The sequence below is a fragment of the Kitasatospora kazusensis genome, from assembly GCF_039529945.1.
GTDB lineage: Bacteria > Actinomycetota > Actinomycetes > Streptomycetales > Streptomycetaceae > Kitasatospora > Kitasatospora kazusensis.
This window is the reverse complement of sequence record NZ_BAAANT010000027.1, coordinates 45,528-70,700: the sequence shown is the minus strand read 5'-3', so window position 1 is coordinate 70,700 and position 25,173 is coordinate 45,528. Positions and strand designations below refer to the sequence as shown.

18 protein-coding genes are annotated in these 25,173 nt (G+C 73.0%); 16 read left to right on the top strand and 2 right to left on the bottom strand.

Annotated features, from left to right (window positions below):
* The first annotated feature begins 247 nt into the window (after nucleotides 1–247).
* From ABD330_RS21645 to ABD330_RS21610, 8 genes are all read left to right on the top strand, one after another.
* Complete coding sequence (locus ABD330_RS21645; protein ID WP_344467574.1) at nucleotides 248–526, top strand: chorismate mutase family protein; 279 nt, start codon at nucleotides 248–250, stop codon at nucleotides 524–526.
* Complete coding sequence (gene pabB, locus ABD330_RS21640; RefSeq protein ID WP_344467573.1) at nucleotides 523–2,571, top strand: aminodeoxychorismate synthase component I; 2,049 nt, start codon at nucleotides 523–525, stop codon at nucleotides 2,569–2,571. Before ABD330_RS21645 ends, pabB begins: the two co-directional genes overlap by 4 nt.
* On the top strand, nucleotides 2,568–3,437 hold the full coding sequence (locus ABD330_RS21635) for a prephenate dehydrogenase/arogenate dehydrogenase family protein (RefSeq protein WP_344467572.1): 870 nt from the start codon (nucleotides 2,568–2,570) through the stop codon (nucleotides 3,435–3,437). Before pabB ends, ABD330_RS21635 begins: the two co-directional genes overlap by 4 nt.
* Nucleotides 3,438–3,499: 62 nt before the next feature.
* Nucleotides 3,500–5,170, top strand: a complete 1,671-nt coding sequence (locus ABD330_RS21630; protein ID WP_344467571.1) for a class I adenylate-forming enzyme family protein — start codon at nucleotides 3,500–3,502, stop codon at nucleotides 5,168–5,170.
* Between the two features lie 39 nt (nucleotides 5,171–5,209).
* The gene (locus tag ABD330_RS21625) at nucleotides 5,210–5,827 is read left to right on the top strand and encodes a mycothiol-dependent nitroreductase Rv2466c family protein (RefSeq protein WP_344467570.1); all 618 of its coding nucleotides are present in this window, start codon (nucleotides 5,210–5,212) and stop codon (nucleotides 5,825–5,827) included.
* Nucleotides 5,828–5,896: 69 nt separating this feature from the next.
* Nucleotides 5,897–8,461, top strand: a complete 2,565-nt coding sequence (locus ABD330_RS21620) for an ATP-grasp domain-containing protein (RefSeq protein ID WP_344467569.1) — start codon at nucleotides 5,897–5,899, stop codon at nucleotides 8,459–8,461.
* Nucleotides 8,458–9,732: an MFS transporter gene (locus tag ABD330_RS21615; protein WP_344467568.1), complete on the top strand. Its 1,275-nt coding sequence runs from the start codon at nucleotides 8,458–8,460 to the stop codon at nucleotides 9,730–9,732. The genes ABD330_RS21620 and ABD330_RS21615 overlap by 4 nt, the downstream gene beginning before the upstream one ends.
* A complete protein-coding gene (locus ABD330_RS21610) occupies nucleotides 9,729–10,919 on the top strand; it encodes an ATP-grasp domain-containing protein (protein ID WP_344467567.1) in 1,191 nt (396 codons plus the stop codon). Before ABD330_RS21615 ends, ABD330_RS21610 begins: the two co-directional genes overlap by 4 nt.
* A gap of 113 nt (nucleotides 10,920–11,032) precedes the next feature.
* Here the strand turns inward: ABD330_RS21610 and hisC are convergent, their stop codons facing one another.
* Both hisC and ABD330_RS21600 read right to left on the bottom strand, forming a co-directional pair.
* Entirely contained in the window at nucleotides 11,033–12,094 is a 1,062-nt protein-coding gene (gene hisC / locus ABD330_RS21605) for a histidinol-phosphate transaminase (RefSeq protein WP_344467566.1), read from the bottom strand.
* 353 nt (nucleotides 12,095–12,447) lie between these two features.
* Nucleotides 12,448–13,380, bottom strand: coding sequence for a LuxR family transcriptional regulator (locus ABD330_RS21600; protein ID WP_344467565.1), 933 nt, complete (start codon nucleotides 13,378–13,380; stop codon nucleotides 12,448–12,450).
* Nucleotides 13,381–13,919: 539 nt separating this feature from the next.
* Here ABD330_RS21600 and ABD330_RS21595 point away from each other — a divergent pair.
* From ABD330_RS21595 to ABD330_RS21560, 8 genes are all read left to right on the top strand, one after another.
* Complete coding sequence (locus ABD330_RS21595) at nucleotides 13,920–15,371, top strand: amidase (RefSeq protein WP_344467563.1); 1,452 nt, start codon at nucleotides 13,920–13,922, stop codon at nucleotides 15,369–15,371.
* A complete protein-coding gene (locus ABD330_RS21590; RefSeq protein ID WP_344467561.1) occupies nucleotides 15,359–16,006 on the top strand; it encodes a thermostable hemolysin in 648 nt (215 codons plus the stop codon). Before ABD330_RS21595 ends, ABD330_RS21590 begins: the two co-directional genes overlap by 13 nt.
* Nucleotides 15,993–18,581: an AMP-binding protein gene (locus ABD330_RS21585; RefSeq protein WP_344467560.1), complete on the top strand. Its 2,589-nt coding sequence runs from the start codon at nucleotides 15,993–15,995 to the stop codon at nucleotides 18,579–18,581. The genes ABD330_RS21590 and ABD330_RS21585 overlap by 14 nt, the downstream gene beginning before the upstream one ends.
* 45 nt (nucleotides 18,582–18,626) lie before the next feature.
* Nucleotides 18,627–19,328 carry an O-methyltransferase gene (locus ABD330_RS21580; RefSeq protein WP_344467559.1) on the top strand — a complete coding sequence of 234 codons (702 nt, stop codon included), beginning with the start codon at nucleotides 18,627–18,629 and terminating at the stop codon, nucleotides 19,326–19,328.
* A 30-nt stretch (nucleotides 19,329–19,358) separates the two neighbouring features.
* Nucleotides 19,359–20,336, top strand: coding sequence for an EamA family transporter (locus ABD330_RS21575; protein ID WP_344467558.1), 978 nt, complete (start codon nucleotides 19,359–19,361; stop codon nucleotides 20,334–20,336).
* Nucleotides 20,337–20,355: 19 nt separating this feature from the next.
* The gene (locus tag ABD330_RS21570) at nucleotides 20,356–22,326 is read left to right on the top strand and encodes an FAD/NAD(P)-binding protein (RefSeq protein WP_344467557.1); all 1,971 of its coding nucleotides are present in this window, start codon (nucleotides 20,356–20,358) and stop codon (nucleotides 22,324–22,326) included.
* Nucleotides 22,323–23,756 carry a nitrosuccinate lyase gene (locus ABD330_RS21565; RefSeq protein WP_344467556.1) on the top strand — a complete coding sequence of 478 codons (1,434 nt, stop codon included), beginning with the start codon at nucleotides 22,323–22,325 and terminating at the stop codon, nucleotides 23,754–23,756. The genes ABD330_RS21570 and ABD330_RS21565 overlap by 4 nt, the downstream gene beginning before the upstream one ends.
* A 169-nt stretch (nucleotides 23,757–23,925) precedes the next feature.
* Complete coding sequence (locus tag ABD330_RS21560) at nucleotides 23,926–25,164, top strand: 3-deoxy-7-phosphoheptulonate synthase (protein WP_344467555.1); 1,239 nt, start codon at nucleotides 23,926–23,928, stop codon at nucleotides 25,162–25,164.
* Nucleotides 25,165–25,173 lie beyond the last annotated feature (9 nt).

Genomic DNA, 25,173 nt, shown 5'->3' with positions numbered 1-25,173 from the left:
GGTCCCCGCTACTCCGTCGGGGCGACCGCCGGCCCCGTCCGATTGGTCCGCTCTGCCCCCCTGCCGATCCCTCCGCTGTGTGCAGTGCGTGATTGCGAACCATTGCGGCTCTGGCCGCCGCCGGGCCGCGCGGGCATGGTTTCAGTATGAGGTGAGCGCCGGAATGTATGTGGCCGTATTTTCCGGGGCCGGACCAGCTCTTGGAAGGGGAATGTCTATGCCCGGAAGTGCGGCACCTGTCGGCGATGTGACCATAGAGGTGCTCCGCGAGAGACTCGACCGCATCGACGAGAGGTTTCTCGAAGAACTCCGCGCGCGTATCGAAATCTGCATCGAGATCGCCCACTTCAAGCGGGAGAACAGTGTGCCGATGATGCAGCCGCACCGAATCAACCTCGTGCACGAGCGTGCCGCGAAATTCGGTGAAGAAAACGGACTCAGCCAGGACTTTCTGCACGAGCTCTACGACCTCGTCATCGCGGAAACCTGCAGGGTCGAAGACCTGGTGATCGGGGCCGTGGCATGAGAACTCTTCTGATAGACAATTACGATTCCTTCACCTACAACCTCTACCAGCTGCTCGGCGAGGTGAACGGCGAACCGCCCGTCGTCGTCCGGAACGGGACCGACTTCTCGGAGCTGGACCTGGACGAGTTCGACGCCGTCGTCATCTCCCCCGGGCCCGGCCGGCCGGAGCGGGAGAAGGACTTCGGCGTGAGCGCCCGGGTCATCCTGGAGAGCGGACTGCCGCTGCTCGGCGTCTGCCTCGGCCACCAGGGCATCTCGCACCTCTTCGGCGGTACGGTCGGACACGCCCCCGAGCCGATGCACGGCCGGGTCTCGGCGGTGCACCACACCGGCGCCGACATCTTCGCCGGGCTGCCCACCCCGTTCGACGTGGTCCGCTACCACTCGCTGATCGCCACCGAGCTGCCCGAATCGCTGGAGCCGATCGCCTGGACCGAGGACGGCATCCTGATGGGTGTCCGCCACCGCACCAGGCCGATCTGGGGCGTGCAGTTCCACCCGGAGTCGATCAGCAGCGAGTACGGCCGGGAACTCCTGGCGAACTTCCGCGACCTCGCCCTGGCGTACCACTCGCCGGGCTGCCAGGTGCACGTGCGCGAGATCCCGGTCCTGCCCGACACCGAGACCGCCTACCAGGAGATCTTCGCGGGTAACGAGCACGGGTTCTGGCTGGACAGCGGAAACGTCATCGAGGGCCTCTCCCGGTTCTCCTTCCTCGGCGACGGCAGCGGCCCGCTCGCCGAGTACATCACCTTCCGGACCACGGACGGCGCGGTGAAGGTCCGCCGGGCCGGCGGCGCGGAGGAACTGGTCGACAAGGGATTCTTCGAGTACCTGGAAACCCAGCTGAAGGACCGCCGGATGCCCGCCCCCCAGGGCCTCCCCTTCGATTTCAACCTCGGGTACGTGGGGTACCTCGGGTACGAGCTGAAGGCCGAGGCCGGCGGCGAGGCGGTGCACAAGTCCGAGACGCCGGACGCGGCGCTGCTCTTCGTGGACCGGATGCTGGCCGTGGACCACGCGACCGGGACCAGCTACCTGCTGGCGCTGTCGCAGGGCGGCGACACCGCGGGCGCCGAGTTCTGGCTCAACGCGACCGAGGCCCGGCTGCGGGCGCTGCCCGCCCGGGCGGACGCCGACGCGGTGGCCGCCGGGTTCGCCGGTATCGGGATGACGGACGAGGGCGCGCACGGTCTCGCCGAGCTCCGGCACGGCAAGGGCGCCTACCTCAGCCGGGTCCAGGAGAGCCTCGCGGAGATCCGCGACGGCGAGTCGTACGAGGTCTGCCTGACCAACACCGTCACCCTCGACGCCAAGATCGACCCGCTGCGCACCTACTCCCACCTGCGGCGGATCAGCCCCGTACCGTACGGCGCGCTGCTGGACTTCCCCGGGGTGGCGGTGCTCAGCGCCTCGCCCGAGCGGTTCCTCACCATCGGTACCGACCGGGTCGTCGAGTCGAAGCCGATCAAGGGCACCCGGCCGCGCGGGGCCACCCCCGCCGAGGACGAGGCGCTGCGGCTGGACCTGTTCAGCCAGGAGAAGGACCGCGCCGAGAACCTGATGATCGTGGACCTGATCCGCAACGACCTGAACGTGGTCTGCGAGGTCGGCTCGGTGCACGTGCCCAAGCTGTTCCACGTCGAGACCTACGCGCCGGTGCACCAGCTGGTGTCCACCGTCCGGGGCACGCTGCGCAAGGGCCAGTCCTCGGTCTCCGCCGTCCGGGCGGCCTTCCCCGGCGGTTCGATGACGGGTGCGCCGAAGCTGCGCACGATGGAGATCATCGACCGTCTGGAGGAGGGGCCGCGCGGCGTCTACTCCGGGTCGATCGGCTGGTTCGGGCTGAGCGGCGCGGCCGACCTGAGCATCGTCATCCGCACGCTGGTGGCGACCGAGGACCGGGTCAGCTTCGGGGTGGGCGGCGCGATCATCGCCCTGTCCGACCCCGAGGAGGAGTTCGAGGAGACGGTCGTGAAGTCCCGGGCGATGATCACGGCGGTGCTGGCGACGGCCCTGGAGCCCGTCGGCGGCGGCAAGTGATCAGGCGGGCCGTGGTCGTCGGCGGCTCGGGCGCGGTGGGCGGGCTCTTCGTCAGCTGCCTGGCGAGTTCGGACGTCGAAGTCCTGGTCGTCGACGGCAGGCCGCCCGAGGACGGGCGACTGCGGTACGAGCAGGGCGACATCACCGACCTCGGCCCGCACCTGGCCGAGGAGCTGGCCGCCGCCGACCTGGTGCTGCTGGCCGTCCCCGAACCCGTCGCGGTGGCCGCGGTGAAGGCCGTCGCCGCGGTGCTCCGCCCGGACGCGCTGCTGGTCGACACCCTGTCGGTCAAACAGCGGATCGTGGCCGCCCTGCGCGCGGACGCCCCCGGGGTCGAGGCGCTCAGCCTGAACCCGATGTTCGCGCCCTCACTGGGCTTCGAGGGCCGTCCGGTCGCCACCGTCGTGGTGCACGACGGACCGGCCGCCCGGAGCCTGCTCGACCTGATCCGGCTCTGGGGCGGCCGGGTCGTCCCCGTCACCTCGCAGGAGCACGACCGGTTGGCCGGCGCCACGCAGGCGCTGACCCACGCCGCCGTCCTCGGCTTCGGGCTGGCCCTCGGCGGGCTCGGCGTCGGCGCCGCCGAGTCGCGGCAGATCGCGCCGCCCCCGCACCAGGTGCTGCTGGCGATGCTGGCCCGGATCACCGCCGGCACCCCGGAGGTGTACTGGGACGTCCAGGCGGCCAACCCCGAGGCCGCGGCGGCCCGCCAGGCCCTGGCGGACGGCGTGCGGCGGATCGCCGACCTGCTCGCCACCGGTACCGAAGAGGACTTCGCCGCCGCGCTGCACGAGGTGCGCGACGGCTTCGGCCCGGAACTCCAGCACTACCGAGACCTCTGTGCCCGGCTCTTCGAGTCGGTCTGAAGCTCCAGTCGGTCTGAAGCTTCACCCCCCACTTCTGTCCGTCGTCACCGAAAGGCCCAGCCATGTCGGAATTCGCCCCAACCGTCCTGTCGCCGGAGCAGCGTGCGGCGCTCGCCGCCGACCTCGGCGTGGGCGGCGGCAACCTGCTCAGCTCCGCCATCGCCGCGAACCCGCACCCCGAGCTGCCGTTCGTCCACAGCTACCGTCCGATGGTCAACACCGACGGCGTCGAGCAGCACGACTTCAGCCTGAACCAGCTCGACCAGCTGGCCCAGAGCTGGTCGGCCTGGTACCTGGCGCAGGGCGTCCAGCCGCGCGACCGGGTCGCCGTCTGGTTCGAGGACTCGATCGCGTACTCGGTGCACTTCTACGCGCTGGCCCAGATCGGCGCCATCGCGGTGCTGATCAACAGCAACGCCACCCGGACGATCGCCACCTCGCTGATCGAGCAGACCGGCCCGGTCGGCCTCTACGCCGACCAGGCGCGGATCGACGAACTCGGCGACGGCCTCGCCGAGCTGACCACCCTGGCCTGGACCCAGTCGCTGGAGGAGCTGCCGGCGCCGCCCGCCGCCCGGCTGGCCGACAGCTCGCGCTTCCACCACGTGGACGCCGACCCGGTGGTCATCCTGCACTCCTCCGGCACCACCGGCCGCCCCAAGCCCACCATCCACACCCACCGCTCGATCGTGGCCGGCCCGCAGTTCCGGCTGGTGGACCACACCGAGACCCCCGGCGCGATGATGATGACGGCGCTGCCGCAGTCGCACCTGGGCTGCGTCGCGTACACCGTCTACGCGGTGCTGGCCGGCACCCCGATCGTCGCGCTCCGCGACCGCAGCGGCGCCGAACTGGCCGCCGACGTGCAGAAGTTCAAGCCGACCTCGGTGATGTCCTTCGCGCACGGCTACGCCGAGCTGCACGCGCTCGACCTCCCGGACGGCGCACTGGACTCGGTCGCGGTCTGGACCTCGATCGGCGACGCCGTGCACCAGGCGCACATCACCAGCGTGCTGTCCCGGCGCAGCCCCGGCCTGAAGCCCTCCGCGTTCTTCGACCGGCTCGGCACCACCGAGCTGGGCTGGGGCGTGCTGCTGAAGATCCGCACCCTGGAGACCGAGCGCAACGACCGCTGCGCGGGCAAGCCGGTGGGCGTCGCCGAGGTCGTCATCCTGCGCAAGGACGGCACCATCGCGGGTGACGGCGAGATCGGCTTCCTGGGCGCCAAGGGCCCGGCCATCACGCCCGGCTACTGGAACGACCACGACACCACCTACCGCTACACGCTGTCCGGCTACTGGCTGACCGGCGACATGGCCTACCGCGACGAGCACGGCGACCACTTCCTGGTGGACCGCGCCGTCGACGCGATCGAGACCGCCGACGGCACCGGCTACTCGGTGTTCATGGAGGAGGTCCTGCTCAACGACGTCGCGGACGTCACCGACGCCGCCGTGGTGGCCGGCCGGCACGACGGCTCCTCCGTCGCGGTCGCCGTGATCACCAGCAGCGGCACCGTGGCCGAGCCCGCGAAGCTGCTCGCCCGCGCCAACGAGGCGCTCCGCGCCGCCGGGCACCCCGCGCTCGCGCTGCTGGAGATCGCCCAGGCCGAGTCGGACTTCCCGGTCGGCGTCACCGGAAAGGTGCTGAAGCGTCAGCTCCGCGAGAAGTACAGCGCTTTGGAGACCTACAGCCAGGACGGTGCCGGTAAGGTCCTCGCGGCCGCGTTCTGAGCGGCCACCCCTGAGAAACCCGCTGGAGGGACTCCCGTCATGACAACCCTTGACTCGCCGGCCAAGGTCGATTTCTACTTCGACGCGGCCTGCCCGTTCGCCTGGATCACCTCGCGCTGGATCCTGGAGGTGCAGCAGCTCCAGGAGCTCGACCTGAAGTTCCTCCCGATGAGCCTGTACGTGCTCAACGAGGACCGTGAACTGCCGGACTGGTACCGCGACATGGTGGACCGGTCGCTCGCCCTGGCGCGCGTCGTCACCGCCGCCTGGCAGCAGCACGAGGACCGGATCCCGGAGCTGTACACCGCGCTGGGCACCCGGATCCACAACGGCGGCCGGAAGACCGACTACCTCGGCGTCGCCGCCGAGGTGCTGGCCGAACTCGGCCTGCCCGCCGAGCTGCTGGCGGCCGCCGACAGCGAGGAGTACGACGAGGCGCTGCGCCGGAGCCACCACGAGGGGATGGACCCGGTCGGCGACGACGTCGGCACCCCGACCATCCACATCGACGGGGTGGCCTTCTTCGGTCCCGTCCTCAACTCGATCCCGCGCGGCGAGCAGGCCGTCCGGATCTTCGACGGCGCCCGGGCGCTGGCGAACTTCCCGGACTTCTTCGAGCTGAAGCGCACCCGCACCGGAAAGCTCAACTTCGACTGACCCGCCCCCCGGACCGTCCCCGTCGAGATCTCGGTGGGGACGGTCCGCGTCTTTCTGAGGAATAGGGACATGAAGCAGGACGCCTTCGTTCTCACCGGGTCCTTCCTGGTGGTCTGCCGTACGCCGCTCTACCTCGCGGAGTTGACCCGCAGGGGCCTGAAGGTCCTGCTGATCACCCCGTCCCACTGCCGTGAAGAGGCGCTGGCCGCCCAGGCGGACCCGACGCATCCGGCCTCCGCGATCGACGAGTTCGCCTTCGTCGACGGGGACGTCACCAGAGAGAACTCCTATCTGCCGGGCGTGATATCCGCCGCCCGCAGATGGCGGGAGAAATACCACATAGCCGGCGTCTACGCGGCCGGCGAGACCCAGGTCGAGCCGACCGGCCTGCTCGCCGACGCGCTCGGCCTGCCCGGGCCCGGCCTGCGGGCCACCCGGGCCTGCCGCAGCAAGTACCTCCAGCGCTGGTACCTGCCGGAGTTCAGCCCGGTGTCGGTGATCGTCGCGCCGGAGGAGCGGGCCGGGCTCGACCTCGCCGCCGTGCCCTTCCCGGTGGTCGTCAAGCCGACCGGGCGGCACTCCAGTTCGGGCGTCGCGCTGATCCAGGACGAGGAAGCGCTCCGGGCCCAGCTGGCCACCTACCCGCCGTACGAGACGCTGCTGGTCGAGGAGCGGATCGCCGACCAGGAGTACTCGGTCGAGAGCCTCGTCCAGGACGGGCAGCTGGTCTTCTCCTCGGTGACCCGCAAGGACACCACCGACTCGCACGCCCTGACCTTCGTCGAGCTCTCGCACTCGGTGCCCAGCGACCGGGCCGACACCGAGGCCGCGCTGCTCGACGCCAACCGGCTCGCGCTGGCGAAGCTCGGCTTCAAGGACGGCATCGCGCACGCCGAGTGGCGGATCCGGCCGGGCGGCACGCCCTACCTGATGGAGATCGCGGCCCGGACCCCGGGCGACGGGATCTGCGTGCTCTACGAGCTGGCCACCGGCCTGCCGCTGGAGCCGGAGATCATCAAGATCGCGCTCGGCGAGCCGGCCTTCTACCCGATGCCCTCCCGCTTCGCGCGGCAGATCTACCTGGAGCACACCCCCGGCTTCCTGCGGGACGTCACGGTCGACGGCTTCGACGCGCAGCCGCAGTGGGTCGGCGAGGCCGGCCTGTGGCCGCACATCGGCCGCACCGAGGACGACGAGCCGCCCACGCTGCGGGCCGTCCTCGTGCACAAGGACCGGGGCGCCGAGCTCGGCGAGCTCAACAGCTCCGAGGACCGGGCGGTGTCGCTGTTCATCGACGCGGCCACCATCGGGGAGCTGGACGAGCTGGAGGCACGGGTCCGCGAGGCCGTCACCGTGCACACCGGCCCCGCCGTACCGGACAGCGTCACGCACGTCCTGGTCGGCTACAGCCCGGTCATGCTCGGCAAGTTGGACGAGCTGCTGCCCGCCGGCTCCGTCCTGGTGCTGGAGGAGCCCGCCGTCATCGCGGCCCGCGGCATCCGCGAGCAGATCGCCGGCAACCGCTGCGTCGCCGCGCTGCTGCCCACCCCCAGCCAGGACGAGGCCAACCCCGGCCGGGTCGCCGAGGCGCTGCCGCGCCCGGCGGGCGTGCGGGTCGTCGTCCCGGTGGTCGAGTACGGCGTGGTGGTGGCCGCCGCGCTCGCCGACGCCTGGGACCTGCCCGGCGCCGGGCTCGGCGCCGCCCGGGTGCTGCGGGACAAGTCGCTGCTGCGCGCGGCCGTCGACGGCACCGACATCGCCCAGCCCGGTTGGGCGCTGGTCACCGGCCCCGCCGAGGTCGAGGAGTTCCGGGCCCGGCACGGCGGCGAGTGCGTGCTCAAGCCCGCCAACCGGCAGGCCAGTCTGGGCGTGCAACTGCTCGGCCCGGACGACGACATCGAGGCCGCCTGGGCGCACACCACCGGCGCCGACGAGCCGACCCTGCGCGCCCAGTACCCGGACGCCGCCCGCTTCCTGGCCGAGCAGCGGCTGCGGGGACCCGAGGTCAGCGTCGAGGCACTCGTCACCAACGGGACGATCCACTTCCTCAACGTCACCGCCAAGAGCGTCCAGGACGCCCGCTACCCCGTCGAGACCGGCCACGCCCTCCCGGCCGACCTGCCCGAGTGCCTGCGCAACGCGCTGGGCGAGTCGCTGGCCGCGCTGGTCAAGTCCACCGGCTTCCGGACCGGCGTCCTGCACTCCGAGTGGATCCTGGACGGCGGCCAGCCGCACCTGGTCGAGTGCGCGGGCCGGCTGCCCGGCGGCGGCATCACCGTGCTGATCGACCTCGCCTACGACACCCACATCCTGCGCGAACTGCTGACGGTGCTCGACGGCCGGACCCCCGCCGTCCGCGACACCGCCGTCACCGGCGCCGCCGTACGCTTCCTGACCGCCCCGACCGGGGTGGTCGAGGGGATCGACGGCGTGGACGAGGCCCGCGCCTGCGACGGCGTGCGGGACCTGCACCTCGCGGTCGCACCCGGCGCCCACGTCCGCGCCACCGCCACCAGCTCCTGGGACCGGGCCGGGTTCGTCATCGCCACCGGCGACGGCGCCGGCGGCGCCATGCGCAACGCCGAGCGGGCGGCCGGCCGGATCGTGATCAGGACCGGCGAGGCGTCCTCGTGAGGCTGCCCTCGGTCCGGGACTACGTGCCCGCCACCTCCACCGGACGGACCTTCGCCGTCACCTCGCTGATCAACGCGATCGGCACCGGCCTCTACCTGACCGGCGCCACCATCTTCCTCATCCGCTCCGTCGGCCTCTCGGCCGGACAGGTCGGCCTCGGCATGGCGGTGTCCGGCATCGTCGGCTTCCTCGCCACCGTGCCGATCGGCGCGCTCGCCGACCGGCTCGGCGCCCAGCGCACCCTGACCGGGCTGTACGTCTGGCGGGCCGGCTGGTTCGCCGCCCTCGCCTTCGTGCACAGCATGGCCGCCTTCGTGGTCGTCTCCTCCTGCCTGGCGGCCGCCGAGGCCGCCACCCAGCCGATGAGCCAGGCGGTCGCCTCGGCCACCACCGAGGCCGCCGACCGGACCAGGACGATGGCGATCGTGCGGACCGTCCGCAACGTCGGCTTCTCGGCCGGCGCGCTGATCGCCGCACCACTGCTCGCCGTCGGCAGCACCGTCGCGTACCGCTCCATGGTGCTCGCCACGGCCGCCGCCTTCGTGCTCTCGGCGGTCCTGCTCGGCCGGATGCGCCTGGCGGGGCCGGCCACCGTCCAGCGCAAGGTCGGGCCGCTGACGGCGATCAAGGGCTTCCGGGACTGGCGCTACCTGCTGCTCAGCGGCCTCAACGGGGTGCTGAGCCTGCACATCACGCTGCTCTCGGTCGGCCTGCCGCTGTGGGCGCTCCAGGCGACCGGCGCCTCGGCCGGGTTCGTGCCGGTGCTGATCCTGACCAACACGGTGCTGTCCATCGTGCTCCAGGTGCCGGTCTCCAAGGTCGCCGAGCGGGACGGCGGGGCCGCGCTGGCGCTGCGGCTCGGCGGCTTCGCGCTGGCCGCCAGCTCGCTGGTGATGGCGCTCGCGGGCGGCCTGTCCTCGGCGCTCGCGGGCGGCGCGGTGCTGATGGGCGCCTGCGTGCTGCTGACCTTCGGCGAGATGTGGCAGGCGGTCGGCGGCTGGGACCTGAGCTACGAGTTCGCGCCCGAGGACGGCAAGGGCATCTACCTGTCCGTCTTCAGCCTCGGCGGCACCGGGCAGCGGATCGTCGGCCCGGCCGTCGTCACCGGCGGGGTGATCGCCGCCGGAACGGCCGGCTGGATCGTCCTGGCCGGGGTGTTCTGCGTCGCGGCCCTGCTGGTCGCCCCGCTCACCCGGGCGTTGCGGCAGGCCGCCGAGCCGCCGGCCGCGCGCTCACAGATCCTCGTCAACGCGGAAGGGCAAGCCTCATGAAGGACCTCCTGATCGTCGGTGTCGGCACCATGGGCCGGCCCTACCTGGACGCCGCCGCCCGGCTCGGGGTCCGCGTCCGCGCGGTGGAGGCCGCGGCGGCGTACGACAGCCGCCCGGCCGACGACGGCATCACCTACTACCGGGTCGACGGCGGCCCGGAGGAGTCCTGGAACCAGGGCGTCAACGAGGCACTGGCCGACGCCGTCCCGGACGGTGTGCTCGCCTTCGCCGAGCCGCAGGTCATCGCCGGCGCGCTCGCGCAGGACCGGCTCCGGCTGCCCGGCCCGTCGCTGCACGCCGCCGTGGTCTCCCGGAACAAGGCGCTGCAGCGCACCGGCTTCTCCGCCTACGGGGTGCCGCAGCCGGAGTTCTTCCTCGCCGCCGAGGTCGGCCGGGCCCGGGAGTGGATGCTGGAGCGGCTCCCGGTCGTGGTCAAGCCGCTGACGCAGTCCGGCAGTTCGGGCGTGGAGCTGGTGACGGACGCGGAGGCCGTCCCCGAACTGATCGCCCGGCGTACCGGCGAGGGCACGGTGCTGGTGGAACAGGCCGTCCTCGGACCGGAGTTCAGCTGGGAGGCACTGGTCCGCGACGGCGAGGTGCTGTTCGAGAACTTCACCGCGAAGGAGACCACCCCGCCCCCGTACTTCGTCGAGCTGTGCCACCGGATCGGCCACCGGTTCGAGGACCGCGAGACGGCCGACCAGGTCAGCGCGCTGACCCGGGGCGTGCTGGGCGCGATCGGGATGCGCACCGGGCTGGTCCACCTGGAGTTCCGGCTCGGCCCCGAGGGCCCGGCGCTGATGGAGATCGCCGTCCGGACCCCGGGGGACTACCTCGCGGACGCCGTCGGCCTCACCTACGGCTTCGACCTGTACGAGGCGGTCGTGCGGCTCGCGCTCGGACTGCCGCTGGACGGGCTGTTGAACGACGCCCCGGTCCGGTACGCGGCGACCTTCTTCCCGACCGCCGAGCCCGGCCGGATCAGCGCGATCGAGGGCGTCGAGGAGGCGCTCGCCCACCCGGCCGTGGCCCGGATCCGCCTGCGCAAGCAGGTCGGGGACGTCGTCACCCCGCTCACCTCCTCCTCCGCGCGGCTCGGGCACGTCCTGGTCGACGCGGCCTCGCCCGCGGAGCGGGAAGAGGCGCTGGACCACGTGCGGAAGCATCTGCGGATCACGGTCGGCTGAGCGGTGGCGGGTGCGCCTGCGCACCCGCCACCCCGCGCGGTACGCCCCCGCGCCCCTGCCGGTGGAGCCCTGTGCGAGGGCCGCCACGACAGGGGCGCGGGGGACTGGCGTGTTCAGTCGCGGGTGAACTTGGCGGCGGTCTCCAGAGCGAGGTCGTTGGCCTCGGGGGTGCCGACGGTGATGCGGACGCCCTCGCCGGCGAAGGCGCGGACCTGGATGCCGACGGCGGCGCAAGCCTCGGCGAAGGCGGTGGTCCGCTCGCCCAACGGGAGCCAGCAGAAGTTGGCCTGGGTGGGCGGCACCGGCAGGCCCAGGTCGAGCAGCCCGGCCTGCAACCGGTCCCGCTCGCCGACCAATGTCTGTACCCGGTCCAGGAGTTCGCCCTCGGCCCGCAGCGAGGCGACGGCCGCCGTCTGCGCGATCCCGCTGATGCCGAACGGCACCGAGCAGGCCCGCAGCGCGGCCGTCACCGGCTCGTGGGCGACGGCGAAGCCGACCCGCAGCCCGGCCAGCCCGTACGCCTTGGAGAAGGTGCGCAGCACGGCGACGTTCGGCCGGTCGCGGTAGAGCTCGATGCCGTCCGGCACCTCGGGGTCGCGGACGAATTCCCGGTACGCCTCGTCCAGCACCACCAGGACATCGCCGGGAACGCGGTCCAGAAAGCGTTCCAGTTCCGCGCGCCGGACAACGGTGCCGGTCGGGTTGTTCGGATTGCACACGACGATCAGCCTGGTCCGGTCGGTGACGGCCCCGGCCATCGCGTCGAGATCGTGCACGTAATCCTTGAGCGGGACCCGGACGGAGCGAATTCCGGCTATTTTCGCGAGGTGCGGATAGGCCTCGAAAGACGGCCAGGCGTAGAGGACTTCGTCATCTTCGGTGGCGGTCGCCTGCAGAAGCTGCCGGATGATGCCGACCGAGCCGGTGCCGGTCGACACGTGCTCCGGGGGAACACCGAACCGGTCGGCGATCGCCGTGGTGAGTTCGGTGACACCCATGTCCGGGTAGCGGTGCAGATCGCCGGAGGCGGCGAGCACCGCCTCCCGGACCGAGGGCAGCGGCGGGTAGGGGTTCTCGTTGGCCGAGAGCAGGTGGGCCACCGGCACGGCGGCGGGCGGGCGGGCCGGCTGGTGGCCGACGTCGGTGACGGCGGGGCGGAGTCGCGGACGGTTCATCTGGGGCGCCTTTCTCGGTGGGGCCGGGCAGGGTTCTCCCGCCTGCGGGCCTCCGCACCACGGGGTGCGGGCGGCAGGGCGGGACGGCGGGATGGCGGGCGGTACGGGGTGGTGCCCGACGGCTGGGCGGTGCGCGGCGGGGCGCGCCGGTGGCGCGGGGGCCACGGGGCCCACGGGGGCCACGGGGCCCACGTGACCCGCGGGGCCGCAGCGGACGCGAGGCCTGCGGGCCGGTGCCGGAAGCCGAGGGGCGGGCCGCTCGGGGCACCGCGCCGGACCGGGGCAGGGACGGCCGGGCAGCGGAACGCTAACAGTGCGGGCGGGCCCGGCGGCAGCGCCGGGCCGACACTTCGTCAGGGTTCGTCCTGCTCCTGGGCGGCTTCCTCCAGCCCCATCAGGTAGCCGAGTTGGAGCCGGTGCTGGGCCCGGTACTCGTCCTTGAGGTGCGCGACGTGGGCCTGCAGCGAGCGCAGGCTGATGCCGAGCCGACGGGCGATCTCCTTGTCGGAGCGCCCCTCGATGAGCAGCCGGCGGATGGTGTCCCGCAGGGCCGGGATGACCTCGGGCGCGGCCTCGGCGGCGCGTACCGGCAGGAACGGGTAGGGCTCCGCGCGGTCCCAGGCCCGCTCGAAGATGTCGGCCAGGAAGCGGACCACGGCGGGCTCCTCGACCCGGATCGCGGTCGTCCGGTCCGAGGTCGCCGGTATGAACACGACCCGGCGGTCCACGATGATCAGCCGGTCGAAGAACTCGGGCAGGGTGCGGATGAGCACCCCGTAGTTCGACACCTCCCGGACGTAGCGCTTGGTGGCCTCGTCGAAGCGGGTGCTGTGCTGGTAGAGCGTGCGCATCCGGACGCCGGCCGCGATCCGGGTGCGGACCGCGCTCAGCGCGTTGTCCAGGACCAACTGGGGTCTGGGGCCGTCCGGTTGGGCGGTCAGGATCTCGTGTTCGGCATGGTTCAGGGTCTCCTGGATCGCGTCGTTGATCTGCGCGAGCCCGGATATGGCGGTGAAGTACGGGGTGTCGCCGACGGGTGGTGGTAAGACCTCGGGGCTCTCCTCGGACCGGGCCTCGGCGGCCCGTCCGGCCTCCTCCCGGGCGACCTCTTCGGCGACCCGTCGCGAGAGGTCCGCGAGGGCGGCCGCGATGGCGTGAAGACCGCTGTCGACTTCGGAAGGCTGGACGTCGACGGAGCCCTGGTCCGGATCCGCGGTGTGGACCGACGGCGTCGCTCCGGCTCCCGCACCTCCGTCCGGACTGTCCTCGTTGTCACGTTTCTTCATCAAAAGGATCCTTCGCTTCCCGGCAGTGCGCCGACCCGAAGGATCATAGCTCTACCCCAACTCTAGTTCGACGCGCGATTGTTGGTGTGCAAGGTGGGCTTCGGAGGATTGACCGGGACCTTTTCCGGTCCCTTCCGTTCGCAGCGGACCACCTTCTCGGAAGGGGCGGCGGGAAATGAGACGAAGATATTCCGGGACCGTCGCCGAGCGAATTCCGCGGGCGTCGGCATTCGGCTCCGCGGCCCCTGCCCAGGCCCCTGCGCCGGCCGCGTCCACCGATGCCGGCCACGCCGGACCGGCCGCCCGCAGGCCGGCCGTCGCGGGCGGGGCCGGAGCCCGCGGCGTGGACCGGGACTGACCCGTCGGGACGGTGCCGCCCGCAGGCCGGGCCCCGGCGGAAACCGGTGCGTCCGGCCCGCACGGCCGCCGACGCGCGTCCGTCACTGCAAGCCAGTCACCGCAAGCCAGCTACCGCAAGACACGTCAATGACAAGGCACGTCGACCGCAAGACCGTCAACTGCTGGGGAAGGGACGAGAGATGCCCCGTACCGGGGAGTTGCGCGGTCTGGACGGACTCGCGCAGGCCGAGCTGGTCGCCAAGGGCGAGCTGACCGGGCGTGAGCTCGTCGAGGCGGCCGTCGAGCGCATCGAGACCTGGGACGGCGACCTCAACGCCGTCGTCATCCCGCACTTCGGGCAGGCCCTCGCCGAGCTCGCGGACGGGCCGGAGCCGGCCGGTGGACCGCTGCACGGCGTGCCCTTCCTGCTCAAGGACCTCGGGCCGTCCGCCGCGGGCATCGAGGCGACCCTCGGCTCGGCCTTCATGGCCGGCTACACGCCGGCCGCGGGCAGCGAACTGGTGGAGCGGTTCCGCCGGGCCGGTCTGCGGGTGCTCGGCAAGACCAACAGCGCGGAGTTCGGCGTACTGCCCACCACCGAACCCCGCTTCCACGGCCCCACCCGCAACCCCTGGGACCGCACGCGCAGCGCCGGCGGATCCAGCGGCGGCTCGGCGGCCGCCGTCGCGGCCGGCCTGGTGCCGATCGCGCACGCCAACGACGCGGGCGGCTCGATCCGCATCCCTGCCGCCGCCTGCGGTGTGTTCGGCCTGAAGCCGACCCGGGCCCGGACCCCGCTCGGCCCCTCGGTCGGCGACCTGATGAACGGGCTGGCCTCCGAGCACGTGGTGACCCGGTCGGTCCGCGACAGCGCCGCCGTCCTCGACGCGGTGGCCGGCCCGGCGGTCGGCGACCCGTACTGGGCCCCGCCCGCTCCCGACTCCTACCTCGCCGCCACCCTGCGCGACCCCGCCCGGCCGCTGCGGATCGCCGTCTCGACCGCGCCGGCCGCCGGCCCGGTGGACCCGGAGTGCGTCGCGGCCGTCGAACGGACGGCGCGGCTCTGCACGGAGCTCGGCCACCAGGTCGTGTGGACGGAGCCCTCGGTGGGCTTCGCCGACCTGGCCGACCCGTTCCTGGTGGTCTGGGCGGCCGGGGTGTCCTCCGCGATCACCGCCGCCGGCGCGCTCAGCGGCCGCACCCCGGTGCCCGAGCTGTTCGAGGAACTGACCTGGAGCCTGTACGAGCAGGGCCGCGCCGTCAGCGCCGCCGACTACCTGCTCGCGGTCATCCGGCTCCAGCAGGCGGCCCGTACCCTCGGCCGCTTCCAGGAGGACTACGACGCCCTGCTGACCCCCACCACCGCCGGGCCGGCCCCCCTGCTCGGCAGCTTCGCGCAGGGCGGGACCGACCAGCAGATGGCCCGGGCCGTGGAGTTCGTCCACGAGACCCCGTTGGCCAACCTCACCGGCCAGCCGGCCATGTCGGTGCCGCTGCAGTGGACAGCGGCGGGCCTCCCGGTCGGCGTGCACTTCACAGGACGATTCGGCGACGAGGCGGGCCTGTTGTGCCTCGCCGCGCAACTGGAGCGCGCCCAGCCCTGGGCCCAGCGGCTCCCCGAACTCCGTGCGGAGACCTCATGCTCAAGATAAGCATCGCGCGGCGGCGCTCGGCCCCCTGGCTGGCCGCCGCCGACCTCGTCAGAAAGACCTACGCGAGAACCTACGAGGCGCAGGTGATGCCGGATCCCGACCGCTTCATCGTCGGGCAGCTGGAGGGCAACGTCATCGCCTGCGCCGGCCTCGCACCCGGAACCGGCGGCTCGTTCTTCTCCGAGCGCTACCTCGACGCGCCGATCGACGCCGTGCTGGAGCAGCGCTTCGGCGTGCCGGTGGACCGCGACCGGGTGATCGAGGTCGGGGCCCTGGCCAGCTGCTGCCGCGGATCCGGCCAGGAAATGATCAAGATCACGCCGGTCATCGCCTGGACCCTCGGCATGGAGTACATCCTCTGCACGGCCACCGCCGGCCTGCGGGAGGCCCTGGACAGCGCCGGGATCGACTTCGCCCCGCTCGGCGACGCCGAACCGGACGGCCTGGAGCCGGGCGAGCGCCTGGCCTGGGGCAGTTACTACGAGCAGAAGCCGCAGGTCGGTGTGATCTCGCTGCGGGTGCTCTCCACGCTCTTCGCCGACGCGACCGGCAAGTACGCGTTCCTCGACCCGGAAGTGACGCTGCTCGCCGACTGCCTGCAGCACCAGGAGGTGGCCGGCCGTGCGGGACGTTGAGAACGCCCTCCAGACGTACGGCGAGACGGACCGCCCGCTGGTCCAGGTGCTCGACGTGACCGGCGCGCCGGCCGCCGAGTACAGCTACCGCCGGATCACCCGGGCCGCCCGGGAGTTCGCCGACCGGCTGGCCGCGCGGCAGTCCAGGGGCGTCCGGCTCCGGGTCGGCGTGGTCTGCGGCAACACCCCCGAATTCGTGGTGGCGGACCTCGCGCTGCTCGCCGCCCGGGCCGTCGAGGTGCCGGTGCCGCTCGCGTTCACCCGCGAACAGGCCGCCGGGATGCTGGAGTTGATCGACGTCCTGGTGGTCGACGGGCCCGGCCGCCGCCGGCTCGCCGAGTGGGGGCAGGAGCAGGTGCTGCCGGCCGGTTGCCCGGTGGTCGACGTCGAGTTGTCGGAGCTGTCCGCCGCCGCGGGCCGCCCGTACTCCGTCGCCCCCGCCGGGACGGACTGGATCTGCAAGGTCATCCACACCTCCGGCACCACCTCGCGCCCCAAGGGCGTCCGGATCCGGGCGAACGGCATCGGCGCGCTGATCGGCTCGCTGAGCGCGGTGATGCCCGCCGGGGCGTTCCGCCGGTACCTGTCCACCGTGCCGTTCAGTCTGCTGATCGAGCAGGTGACCGGCCTCTACATGGTGCTGCTGGACGGCGGCTGCGTCACGCTGCTGCCCCAGCAGGCGGCCCTGGTCGGCACCGCCGCCGACGCCTCCGAGGGCGTCCTCGGCTACCTGCGGGCCGCCCGGCCGACCGCCCTGGTCGCCACCCCGGCGCTGGCCGGCGCACTGGCGACGGCCGCGAAGGCCGCCCGCGCGGCCGGGCAGGAGGTCGCCCCGGCGCTCTTCGGGACCTCCGAGGTGCCGCTGGTCTGCTGCGGCGGAGCGCCCGTCCACCCGGACGCCCTGCGGGAGCTGGACGAACTCGGGCTGCCGGTCTACGAGGGTTACGGACTCTCCGAGAACTCCTCGGTGGTCAGCTGGAACACCCCCGGCGCCCGCCGGTTCGGCACGGTCGGCCGACCGCTGCCGCACGTCCGGGTGGCGCTCGGCGAGGACGGCGAACTGCTGGTCAACAGCTCCTCGCTGTTCGACGGCTACACCCGCGACGACCCGACCAGCTGCCCGGTCATCGACGGCTGGCTGTACACCGGCGACCTCGCCGAGATCGACGCCGACGGGTTCGTCACGATCACCGGCCGGAAGAAGAACGTCATCATCACCTCGGCCGGCCGCAACGTCGCCCCGGAGTGGGTCGAGGCGCAGTACGCCCGGCTGCCGTTCGTCCAGGCGCTCGCCGTGGTCGGCAACGGGCTGGACGTGCTGCACGGCCTGTTCGTGATCCGGCCGGACACCGATCCGGAGCAGGCCCGCGCCGCCGTCGAGGCCTTCGGCCGGGAGCACCTCTCCGAGGTGGAACGGGTCGGCCGGCTCCACCTCGCCACCGCCGACGAGCCCTGGTACGAGCGCTTCTTCACCGTGACCGGCCGCCCGATGCGGGCCGCGATCGAGCGGGCGATTCACGCGGGCGAGCTCGGCACCACCACGGCCACTGCCACAACGACCACCGCCACCACCACAACGACCACGGCCTCTGCCGCCACCGCCGGCACGCCCGCGAACCCACGGAACGGAACGGAGGCGCGCATGTCCACCGTGCGGCCCTACGGAAGCGGCTCCGGCCGACTGGTGCTGCCCGCCCCCGGCCGGGACTCGCTGGGCGACCTGGTGCCCGAGGACGTCGTCGAACTCCTCGCCGAGGCGGGCTTCCTGGTACTGCGCGGCTTCCGGCCCGACCTGGAGGCGTTCTCGCTCTTCGTCAAGAGCCACTCCGACCGGGTCACCCTCGACCCGGCCCGCTCCTTCCACGGCGGCGACGTCGCACAGAAGGTCGACGCCGGCACCGACGCGGTGGGCCTGCACCTGGAGAACGGCAACAGCCCCTTCCGTCCCGACCTCACCTGGTTCCTCTGCGAGAAGGCCGCGTCGAGCGGCTCGCAGACCACCGTCTGCGACGGCTACCGGGTCTGGGACGGCGTCAGTGCGGAGGCCAGGACGGCCTTCGCCGCCCAGGACATCGTCTACAGCCGCAACGTCGAGGAGCCGAAGTGGAAGGCCTTCGTCTTCCACCAGCTCGGCGGCGCCAAGCCGTCGGAGGAGATCACGCCGGACGACTTCGCCGCACTGGTCGACTCCTCCGGGCCCGCCGACGGCCGGAGCAGCACCGTCGTCGAACCGCTGCCCGACGGCTCCGTCACGTACGCGTACCGCACCCCCGCCGTGCACGGCACCCTCTTCGGGGCGCGGCTCTCCTGGGCCAACAGCATCTTCGGCCCCTCGTACAACTACCAGAAACCCACGATCACCTTCGCCGACGGCACCGGCCTGCCGGCCGGCCTGCTGGCCGAGCTGGAGCGGGTCACCGCCGAGGTGACCGAGGACGTCGAGTGGCAGGACGGGGACGTCGTGCTGATCGACAACACCCGTGTGATGCACGGCCGCAGAGCCATCGAGGACCCGGACCGGACGATCTACAACGCGCAGAGCTACCTCCGGCGCGACCTGCTCCCGGGCTCCTGAACACCCCGCCCAGCGCCCACCCCCAGACCACTCCAGGAGTCCGCCATGCCCGCGAACGAGAGCCGCAGCAGCACAGACCGCACCGAGGGGGCGAACAGCCTGCACGATCCGAAGGTGGCCGAGCTGCTGGCCGCCCTCTACCAGGCCTCCGAGCAGGACGACGCGATCGTCGGCCGGGCGCTGGCCGGTGTCGCCGGGCGGGCCGTCCCGCCGTCGCTGACGGAGTCCGTCGAGCTGGTCGCGGAGGCGCTGCTGCCCGTCCAGCCGCGCGTCGGCGAGCTGCTCTACCTGCTGGTGCGCTCCCTGCGGCCGACCCACGTGGTGGAGTTCGGCACCTCCTTCGGCATCTCGCTGATCCACCTCGCCGCCGGTGTCCGGGACAACGGATTCGGCAGCGTCGTCGGCTCCGAACTCAGCGCCTCCAAGGTGGTCCAGGCCCGCAAGAACCTTGCGGCAGTGGGCCTTTCGGACCTGGTGGAGATCCGCGAGGGCGACGCCCGCGAGACGCTGGCCACCGTCCCCGGCCCGATCGACCTGATCCTCCTCGACGGGTGGAAGGACATCTGCCTGCCCGTCCTGGAACTGCTCGAACCGAAGATGCACCCCGGCACGGTGGTGCTCGCCGACAACCTCTCGATGCTGCCGCCGGAGTACCTGGACCGGGTCCGCACCGGCGGCGACTACGTGTCGGTGGACCTCCCGGTCGGCGAGGGGATCGAGCTGTCCACCCGGATCACCGTCTCCTGAGCGACGGCCCGCCACCCCAAGGAACCCGCCATGCGCCGTCACACCCCCGCCCTGCGGTACACCGCCGCCATCGCCCCGATGATCTGGGGCACCACCTACATCGCCACCACCGAGTGGCTGCCCCCGGACCGGCCGCTGTTCGCCGCCCTGGCCAGAGCGCTGCCCACCGGCATCCTGCTGCTGTGGCGCGGCACGCTGCCGCGCGGCAACTGGATCTGGCGGGCGCTGGTGCTCGGCGTCCTCAACATCGCCGCGTTCTTCGCGTTCGCGTTCGTCGGGGCCTACCGGCTGCCCGGCGGGGTGGCGGCGGTGGCCGGGTCGTTGCAGCCGATCATCGTGATCCTGCTGGTCGCGCCGGTCCTCGGATCGCGCATCCGGGCCCTCCAGTTGGGGGCCGCGGTGCTGGGCACGGCCGGCATGGTGCTGCTGGTGGCCGGCTCCGCCACCCACCTGGACGCGCTCGGCGTCGCGGCGGCCGTCGCCGGGGCCGTCTCGATGGCCTCCGGCACGGTGCTGACCAAGAAGTGGGGCCGCCCGGAGGGTGTCCCGCTGCGGGTCTTTATCGGCTGGCAACTGCTGGCCGGCGGCTTGCTCCTGCTGCCGCCGACCGTCCTGTTCGAGGGCCTGCCGACCCACCTGAGCCCGGTGAACCTCTTCGGTTACGGCTACCTGGCGCTGGTCTCCAGCGCCTTCGCCTACCAGTTCTGGTTCCGCGGCATCGAGCAGTTCACCCCCAGCGCGGTGACCTTCCTTGCGCTGCTCAGCCCGGTGGTCGCCGCCCTGGTCGGCTACCTGGTGCTCGACCAGTCCTTCACCGTCTGGCAGCTGACCGGGATCGCCCTGATCCTCCTCGCGGTGGCCGGGGGGCAACGGAGCCCCGCACCGAGACCCGCGTCCGAACCCGCGCCGAAGCCCGCGCCGAAGCCCGCGTCCGAATCCGCCCCTGAATCCGCACCCATGACGACCGTGCCCCGCGCAGAGCCCGCGCGCGTGGGGTCCGACGTCTAGCGAGATCGGAGACCAGCCCGTGCACACCAACCTTGTAGAGATCGGCATCGTCGGGGCAGGCCCGCGCGGCCTGTCCGTCCTGGAGCGGCTCTGCGCCAACGAGCGCAAGTCCCCCTCGGCCGAGCGGATCACGGTCCACGTGGTCGACCCGTCCCCGGCCGGAGCCGGCCGGGTGTGGCGCACCGCGCAGCCCCGCCACCTGCTGATGAACACCGTGGCCTCGCAGGTGACGATCTTCACCGACGACAGCGTGAACATCGACGGCCCGCTGGAGGAGGGGCCCGCCCTGTACACCTGGGCCAAGCTGCTCGCGCACGGCGCACTGGACGACCTGCCGGCCGCCGTCAGCGACGAGACCCTCGCCGAGGCCCGCGACCTGGGCCCCGACTCGTACCCCACCCGGGCCCTCTACGGCACCTATCTCTCCTGGGTGTTCAGCCGGGTGGTGGCCGCCGCGCCCGAGCACGTCGAGGTCCGCCTGCACCGCTCCCGCGCCGTCGCCGTCGACGACGAGGCGGCCGGCCGGGGCGGCACCCAGGAGCTGCTGCTGGAGGACGGCACCCGGCTGACCGGGCTGACCGCCGTCGTCCTCACCCTCGGCCATGTCCCGCTGCTGCCCTCGGAGCCGGAGCTCGACCTCGCCTCCTACGCCGCCGCGAACGGCCTCGGCTACGTCTCCCCGGCCAACCCCGCCGACGTCGACCTGAGCGTGATCGCGCCCGGTGCGACGGTGGCGCTGCGCGGCCTCGGGCTGAACTTCTTCGACCACATGGCGCTGCTCACCGTCGGCCGCGGCGGCTCCTTCGTCCGCGACGACCGGGGCAAGCTGGCCTACCGCCCCGCCGGCACCGAACCGCACCTGGTGGCGGGCTCGCGCCGGGGCATCCCGTACCACGCGCGCGGTGACAACGAGAAGGGCGCGCACGGCCGTTACTTCCCCAAGCTGATCACCGCGGAGTGGATCGGCCGGCTGAAGGACCGCGCCGCCCAGGGCGAGCTGGTCGACTTCCACGCCGACCTGTGGCCCCTGATCTCCAAGGAGGTGCGCAGCGTCTACTACTCCACGCTGCTGACCGCCCGCGCCGACGGCACCGACACCGGCGCCTTCCTGGAGCGCTACCTCGTCGTCCCGGACGGCGCCGAGGAGGCGCTGCTGCTCGACGAGGCCGGCATCGGGGAGGCCGACCGCTGGGACTGGGAGCGGATCGGAAAGCCCTACGGCGACCGGGAGTTCGCCGACGCCGCCGACTTCCGGGGCTGGCTGCTGACGCACCTGGCCGAGGACGTCCGGGCCGCCCGGCTCGGCAACGTCAGCGGCCCGCTGAAGGCGGCCCTCGACGTCCTGCGCGACCTGCGCAACGAGATCCGGATGGTCGTCGACCACGGCGGCCTGGAGGGCAACTCGCACCGCGACCACCTGGAGACCTGGTACACCCCGCTCAACGCCTTCCTGTCGATCGGTCCGCCCGCCGCCCGGATCGAGCAGCTGGCCGCACTGATCGAGGCCGGCGTGGTGGAGATCGCCGGACCGGGCATGCGGGTCACCACCGAGGACGGGGCCTTCGTGGTGACCTCGGCCCGGATACCCGGCCTGCGCGTCGCGGCCACCACCCTGATCGAGGCCCGGCTGCCCGAGCCCGACCTGCGGCGCACCGCCGACCCGCTGCTGCGCCACCTGCTCGCCACCGGCCAGGCCCGCCCGTACCGCATCAACGGCACCGGCGGGACGGAGTACGAGACCGGCGGTCTCGCCGTGACCGGACGCCCGTACCGCGTGGTGGACGCCGACGGGCAGGCGCACCCGAGGCGGTTCGCCTACGGGGTGCCCACCGAGTCCGTGCACTGGGTCACGGCGGCCGGCATCCGGCCGGGCGTCGGCTCGGTCACCCTGGAGGACTCCGACGCCATCGTCCAGGCGCTGCGGACCCTGCCGGCGCCGGCCGGCCGACAGGACCACGCGGGCGCGGCAGTCGGGCGGCCGGGCTCGTGAACGATCGGTACGAAGAAGGCGAACTCGACACGGGGCTGCTCTCCCCGGTCCGGGCGGGCACCCCCGCCGAGACGGCCACCGGCGACCGGGCCTGGCTGCAGGCCATGCTCGACGCCGAGGCCGGGCTCGCCCGGGCCCAGGCCCGGCTCGGCACCCTGCCGGCCAAGGCCGCCGAGGTGATCTCCGAGCGGGCGCGCGCCGAACTGCTGGACGTGCGCGCGCTCTCGCTGGCCGCCCGGGAGACGGCCAACCCGGTGGTCGGCCTGGTCCGGGCCTTCACGGCGCTGGTGGCCGAGGCCGACCCCGGCGCCGCCGAGTACGTGCACCGCGGGTCCACCAGCCAGGACGTGCTGGACACCGGCAGCATGCTGGTCGCCGCCCGCACGCTCCGGCTGCTCACGGCGGACCTGCGGCGCACGGCCGACGCGCTCGGCTGGCTGGCGGTCGAGCACCGGGACACCCCGGCCGTCGCCCGCACCCTCGCGCTGCACGCGGTGCCCAGCACCTTCGGCCTCAAGGCGGCGGGCTGGCGGCACCTGGTGCTGGACTCCGTCGAGCGGCTCGAACGGCTCCTGGACGGCGGGCTGCCGGTCTCGCTCGGCGGCGCGGCGGGCACCCTGGCCGGCTACCTGGAGTACGCGGGGGTGGACGCCGAAGGCGGCGCCCCCGTCGACCCGGGCGACTACCTGGACCGGCTCTCGGCCGCCTACGCGGCCGAGACCGGGCTGGCCGTCCCGGTGCTGCCCTGGCACGCACTGCGCACCCCCGTCGCCGACCTCGCCGCCGCGCTCGCGCACACCGCCGGGGCGCTCGGCAAGTTCGCGGCCGACGTGCAGGTGCTGGCCCGGACCGAGATCGCCGAGGTCGCCGAGCCGGCCCCGGCGGGGCGCGGGGTGTCCTCCGCGATGCCGCACAAGCGCAACCCGGTGCTGAGCACGATGATCCGCTCGGCTGCGCTGCAAGTGCCCTTGCTGGCAGCAGGGTTGACCCAGTGCCTGGTTTCCGAGGACGAGCGGTCGGCCGGGGTCTGGCACGCCGAGTGGCAACTGCTGCGGGACTGCCTGCGGCTGGCCGGCGGCGCGGCCCACACCGCCGTGGAGCTGGCCGAGAACCTGGTCGTCGACCCGGCCCGGATGCGGTCCAACCTGGACCTCACCGGCAGCCAGGTGGTGTCCGAGCGGATCGTGGCGGTGCTCGCGCCCCGGCTCGGCAAGGCGGTGGCCCGCACCCTGCTGACCGACGCCGCCACGGCCGCCGACCGGGAGGCGGTGTCGCTCGGCGAGATCCTGGCGGCCCTTCCGCAGCTGCAAGGCGTGCTCGGCCAGGACGAGTTGGCCGACCTGCTCGACCCGGCGCGGTACACCGGCGCGGCGGGTGCCCTCGTCGACCGGGCCGTACTGCGAGCCCCGGGCGAGCGGTCGGGGGAGTAGCCGGGCGGCAGGACGGCCCCGGCGGGTCCCGCCCGGCCCGGCCGTCCTGCCCGTCCGCCCGGCCCGGCCTGCCTGTCACCTCCGTCATGCCCGCCACGTCCGCCCTGCCTGCCACGTCCGTCACGCCTGTCACCTCCGCCCCGCCTGCCCGACGAGGATCGAAAGAGCCATGACTGTCACTGACCTCATAGCCTCGTACGACCCCGCCCTCGCCCCCGATCCCGCCGCCGGGGCGGTCTCCTGGCGCGACCTGCCCGCCGCCCAGCAGCCCGACTGGCCGGACCAGGCCGCCCTGGCGGCGGTCATGGCCGACCTCGGCACCTACGCACCGCTGGTCCTGCCGGAGGAGTCCGACCGGCTCCGCCGCCGGCTGGCCGCCGTCGCCCGGGGCGAGGCGGTGCTGATCCAGGGCGGTGACTGCGCGGAGGCCTTCGGGGGCACCTCGGAGCGCCAGGTCCGGGCCAAGCTCACCACCCTGGACCAGATGGCCACCGTGCTGTCCGCCGCCGCCGGGCTGCCGGCCCTGCGGATCGGCCGGATCGCGGGCCAGTACTCCAAGCCCCGGTCGAACCCGACCGAAGTGGTCGACGGCATCGAACTCCCGGTCTACCGGGGCGACTCCGTCAACGGCGCGGCGTTCGACCCGGTGGCCCGGACACCCGACCCGGAGCGGCTGCGGCAGGCGTACCACTCCTCGGCCGTCACCCTGAACCTGATCCGCGCACTCACCGGGGGCCCGGAGAGCGAGGACGTCTACACCAGCCACGAGGCGCTGATCCTGGACTACGAGGCGGCGCTCACCCGGCGGGACAGCCACACCGGACGGCTGTACGCCGGCTCCGGGCACCTGCTCTGGATCGGCGAGCGGACCCGCCAGCCGGGCGGCGCCCACCTGGCGTTCGCCGCCCAGGTGGACAACCCGGTGGCGGTGAAGCTGGGCCCCTCGGCCACCGCCGACGAGGCACTGGCGCTGATCGACCTGCTCGACCCGGAGCGCGAGCCGGGGCGGCTGGCCTTCATCACCCGGATGGGCGCGGGGCGGATCCACGAGGTGCTGCCCGAGCTGGTGGCGAAGGTGACGGCGTCGGGGGCCCAGGTGGCCTGGGTGTGCGACCCGATGCACGGCAACACCTTCACCTCGCCCAGCGGCCACAAGACCCGCAGAGTGGCGGACGTCGCGGCCGAGGCGGAGGGCTTCCTCGACGTGCACCGCGAGCTCGGCACCCACGCCGGCGGCTTCCACCTGGAGTTCACCGGCGAGTACGTCACCGAGTGCGTCGGCGGCACGGACGAGGTCACCCTCCAGGACCTCCCCGACCGGTACGAGAGCACCTGCGACCCCCGGCTCAACCGGGGCCAGGCCCTCGACCTCGTGTTCTCGCTCGCCGAGAAGTACAGATCAGCATGACCACCCTCG

Coding starts and splice junctions, on each gene's coding strand:
- pabB (WP_344467573.1), top strand. CDS start 523: ATGAGAACTCTTCTGATAGACAATTACGATTCCTTCACCTACAACCTC.
- ABD330_RS21630 (WP_344467571.1), top strand. CDS start 3,500: ATGTCGGAATTCGCCCCAACCGTCCTGTCGCCGGAGCAGCGTGCGGCG.
- ABD330_RS21625 (WP_344467570.1), top strand. CDS start 5,210: ATGACAACCCTTGACTCGCCGGCCAAGGTCGATTTCTACTTCGACGCG.
- ABD330_RS21620 (WP_344467569.1), top strand. CDS start 5,897: ATGAAGCAGGACGCCTTCGTTCTCACCGGGTCCTTCCTGGTGGTCTGC.
- ABD330_RS21610 (WP_344467567.1), top strand. CDS start 9,729: ATGAAGGACCTCCTGATCGTCGGTGTCGGCACCATGGGCCGGCCCTAC.
- hisC (WP_344467566.1), bottom strand. CDS start 12,094: ATGAACCGTCCGCGACTCCGCCCCGCCGTCACCGACGTCGGCCACCAG.
- ABD330_RS21600 (WP_344467565.1), bottom strand. CDS start 13,380: ATGAAGAAACGTGACAACGAGGACAGTCCGGACGGAGGTGCGGGAGCC.
- ABD330_RS21595 (WP_344467563.1), top strand. CDS start 13,920: ATGCCCCGTACCGGGGAGTTGCGCGGTCTGGACGGACTCGCGCAGGCC.
- ABD330_RS21590 (WP_344467561.1), top strand. CDS start 15,359: ATGCTCAAGATAAGCATCGCGCGGCGGCGCTCGGCCCCCTGGCTGGCC.
- ABD330_RS21580 (WP_344467559.1), top strand. CDS start 18,627: ATGCCCGCGAACGAGAGCCGCAGCAGCACAGACCGCACCGAGGGGGCG.
- ABD330_RS21575 (WP_344467558.1), top strand. CDS start 19,359: ATGCGCCGTCACACCCCCGCCCTGCGGTACACCGCCGCCATCGCCCCG.
- ABD330_RS21560 (WP_344467555.1), top strand. CDS start 23,926: ATGACTGTCACTGACCTCATAGCCTCGTACGACCCCGCCCTCGCCCCC.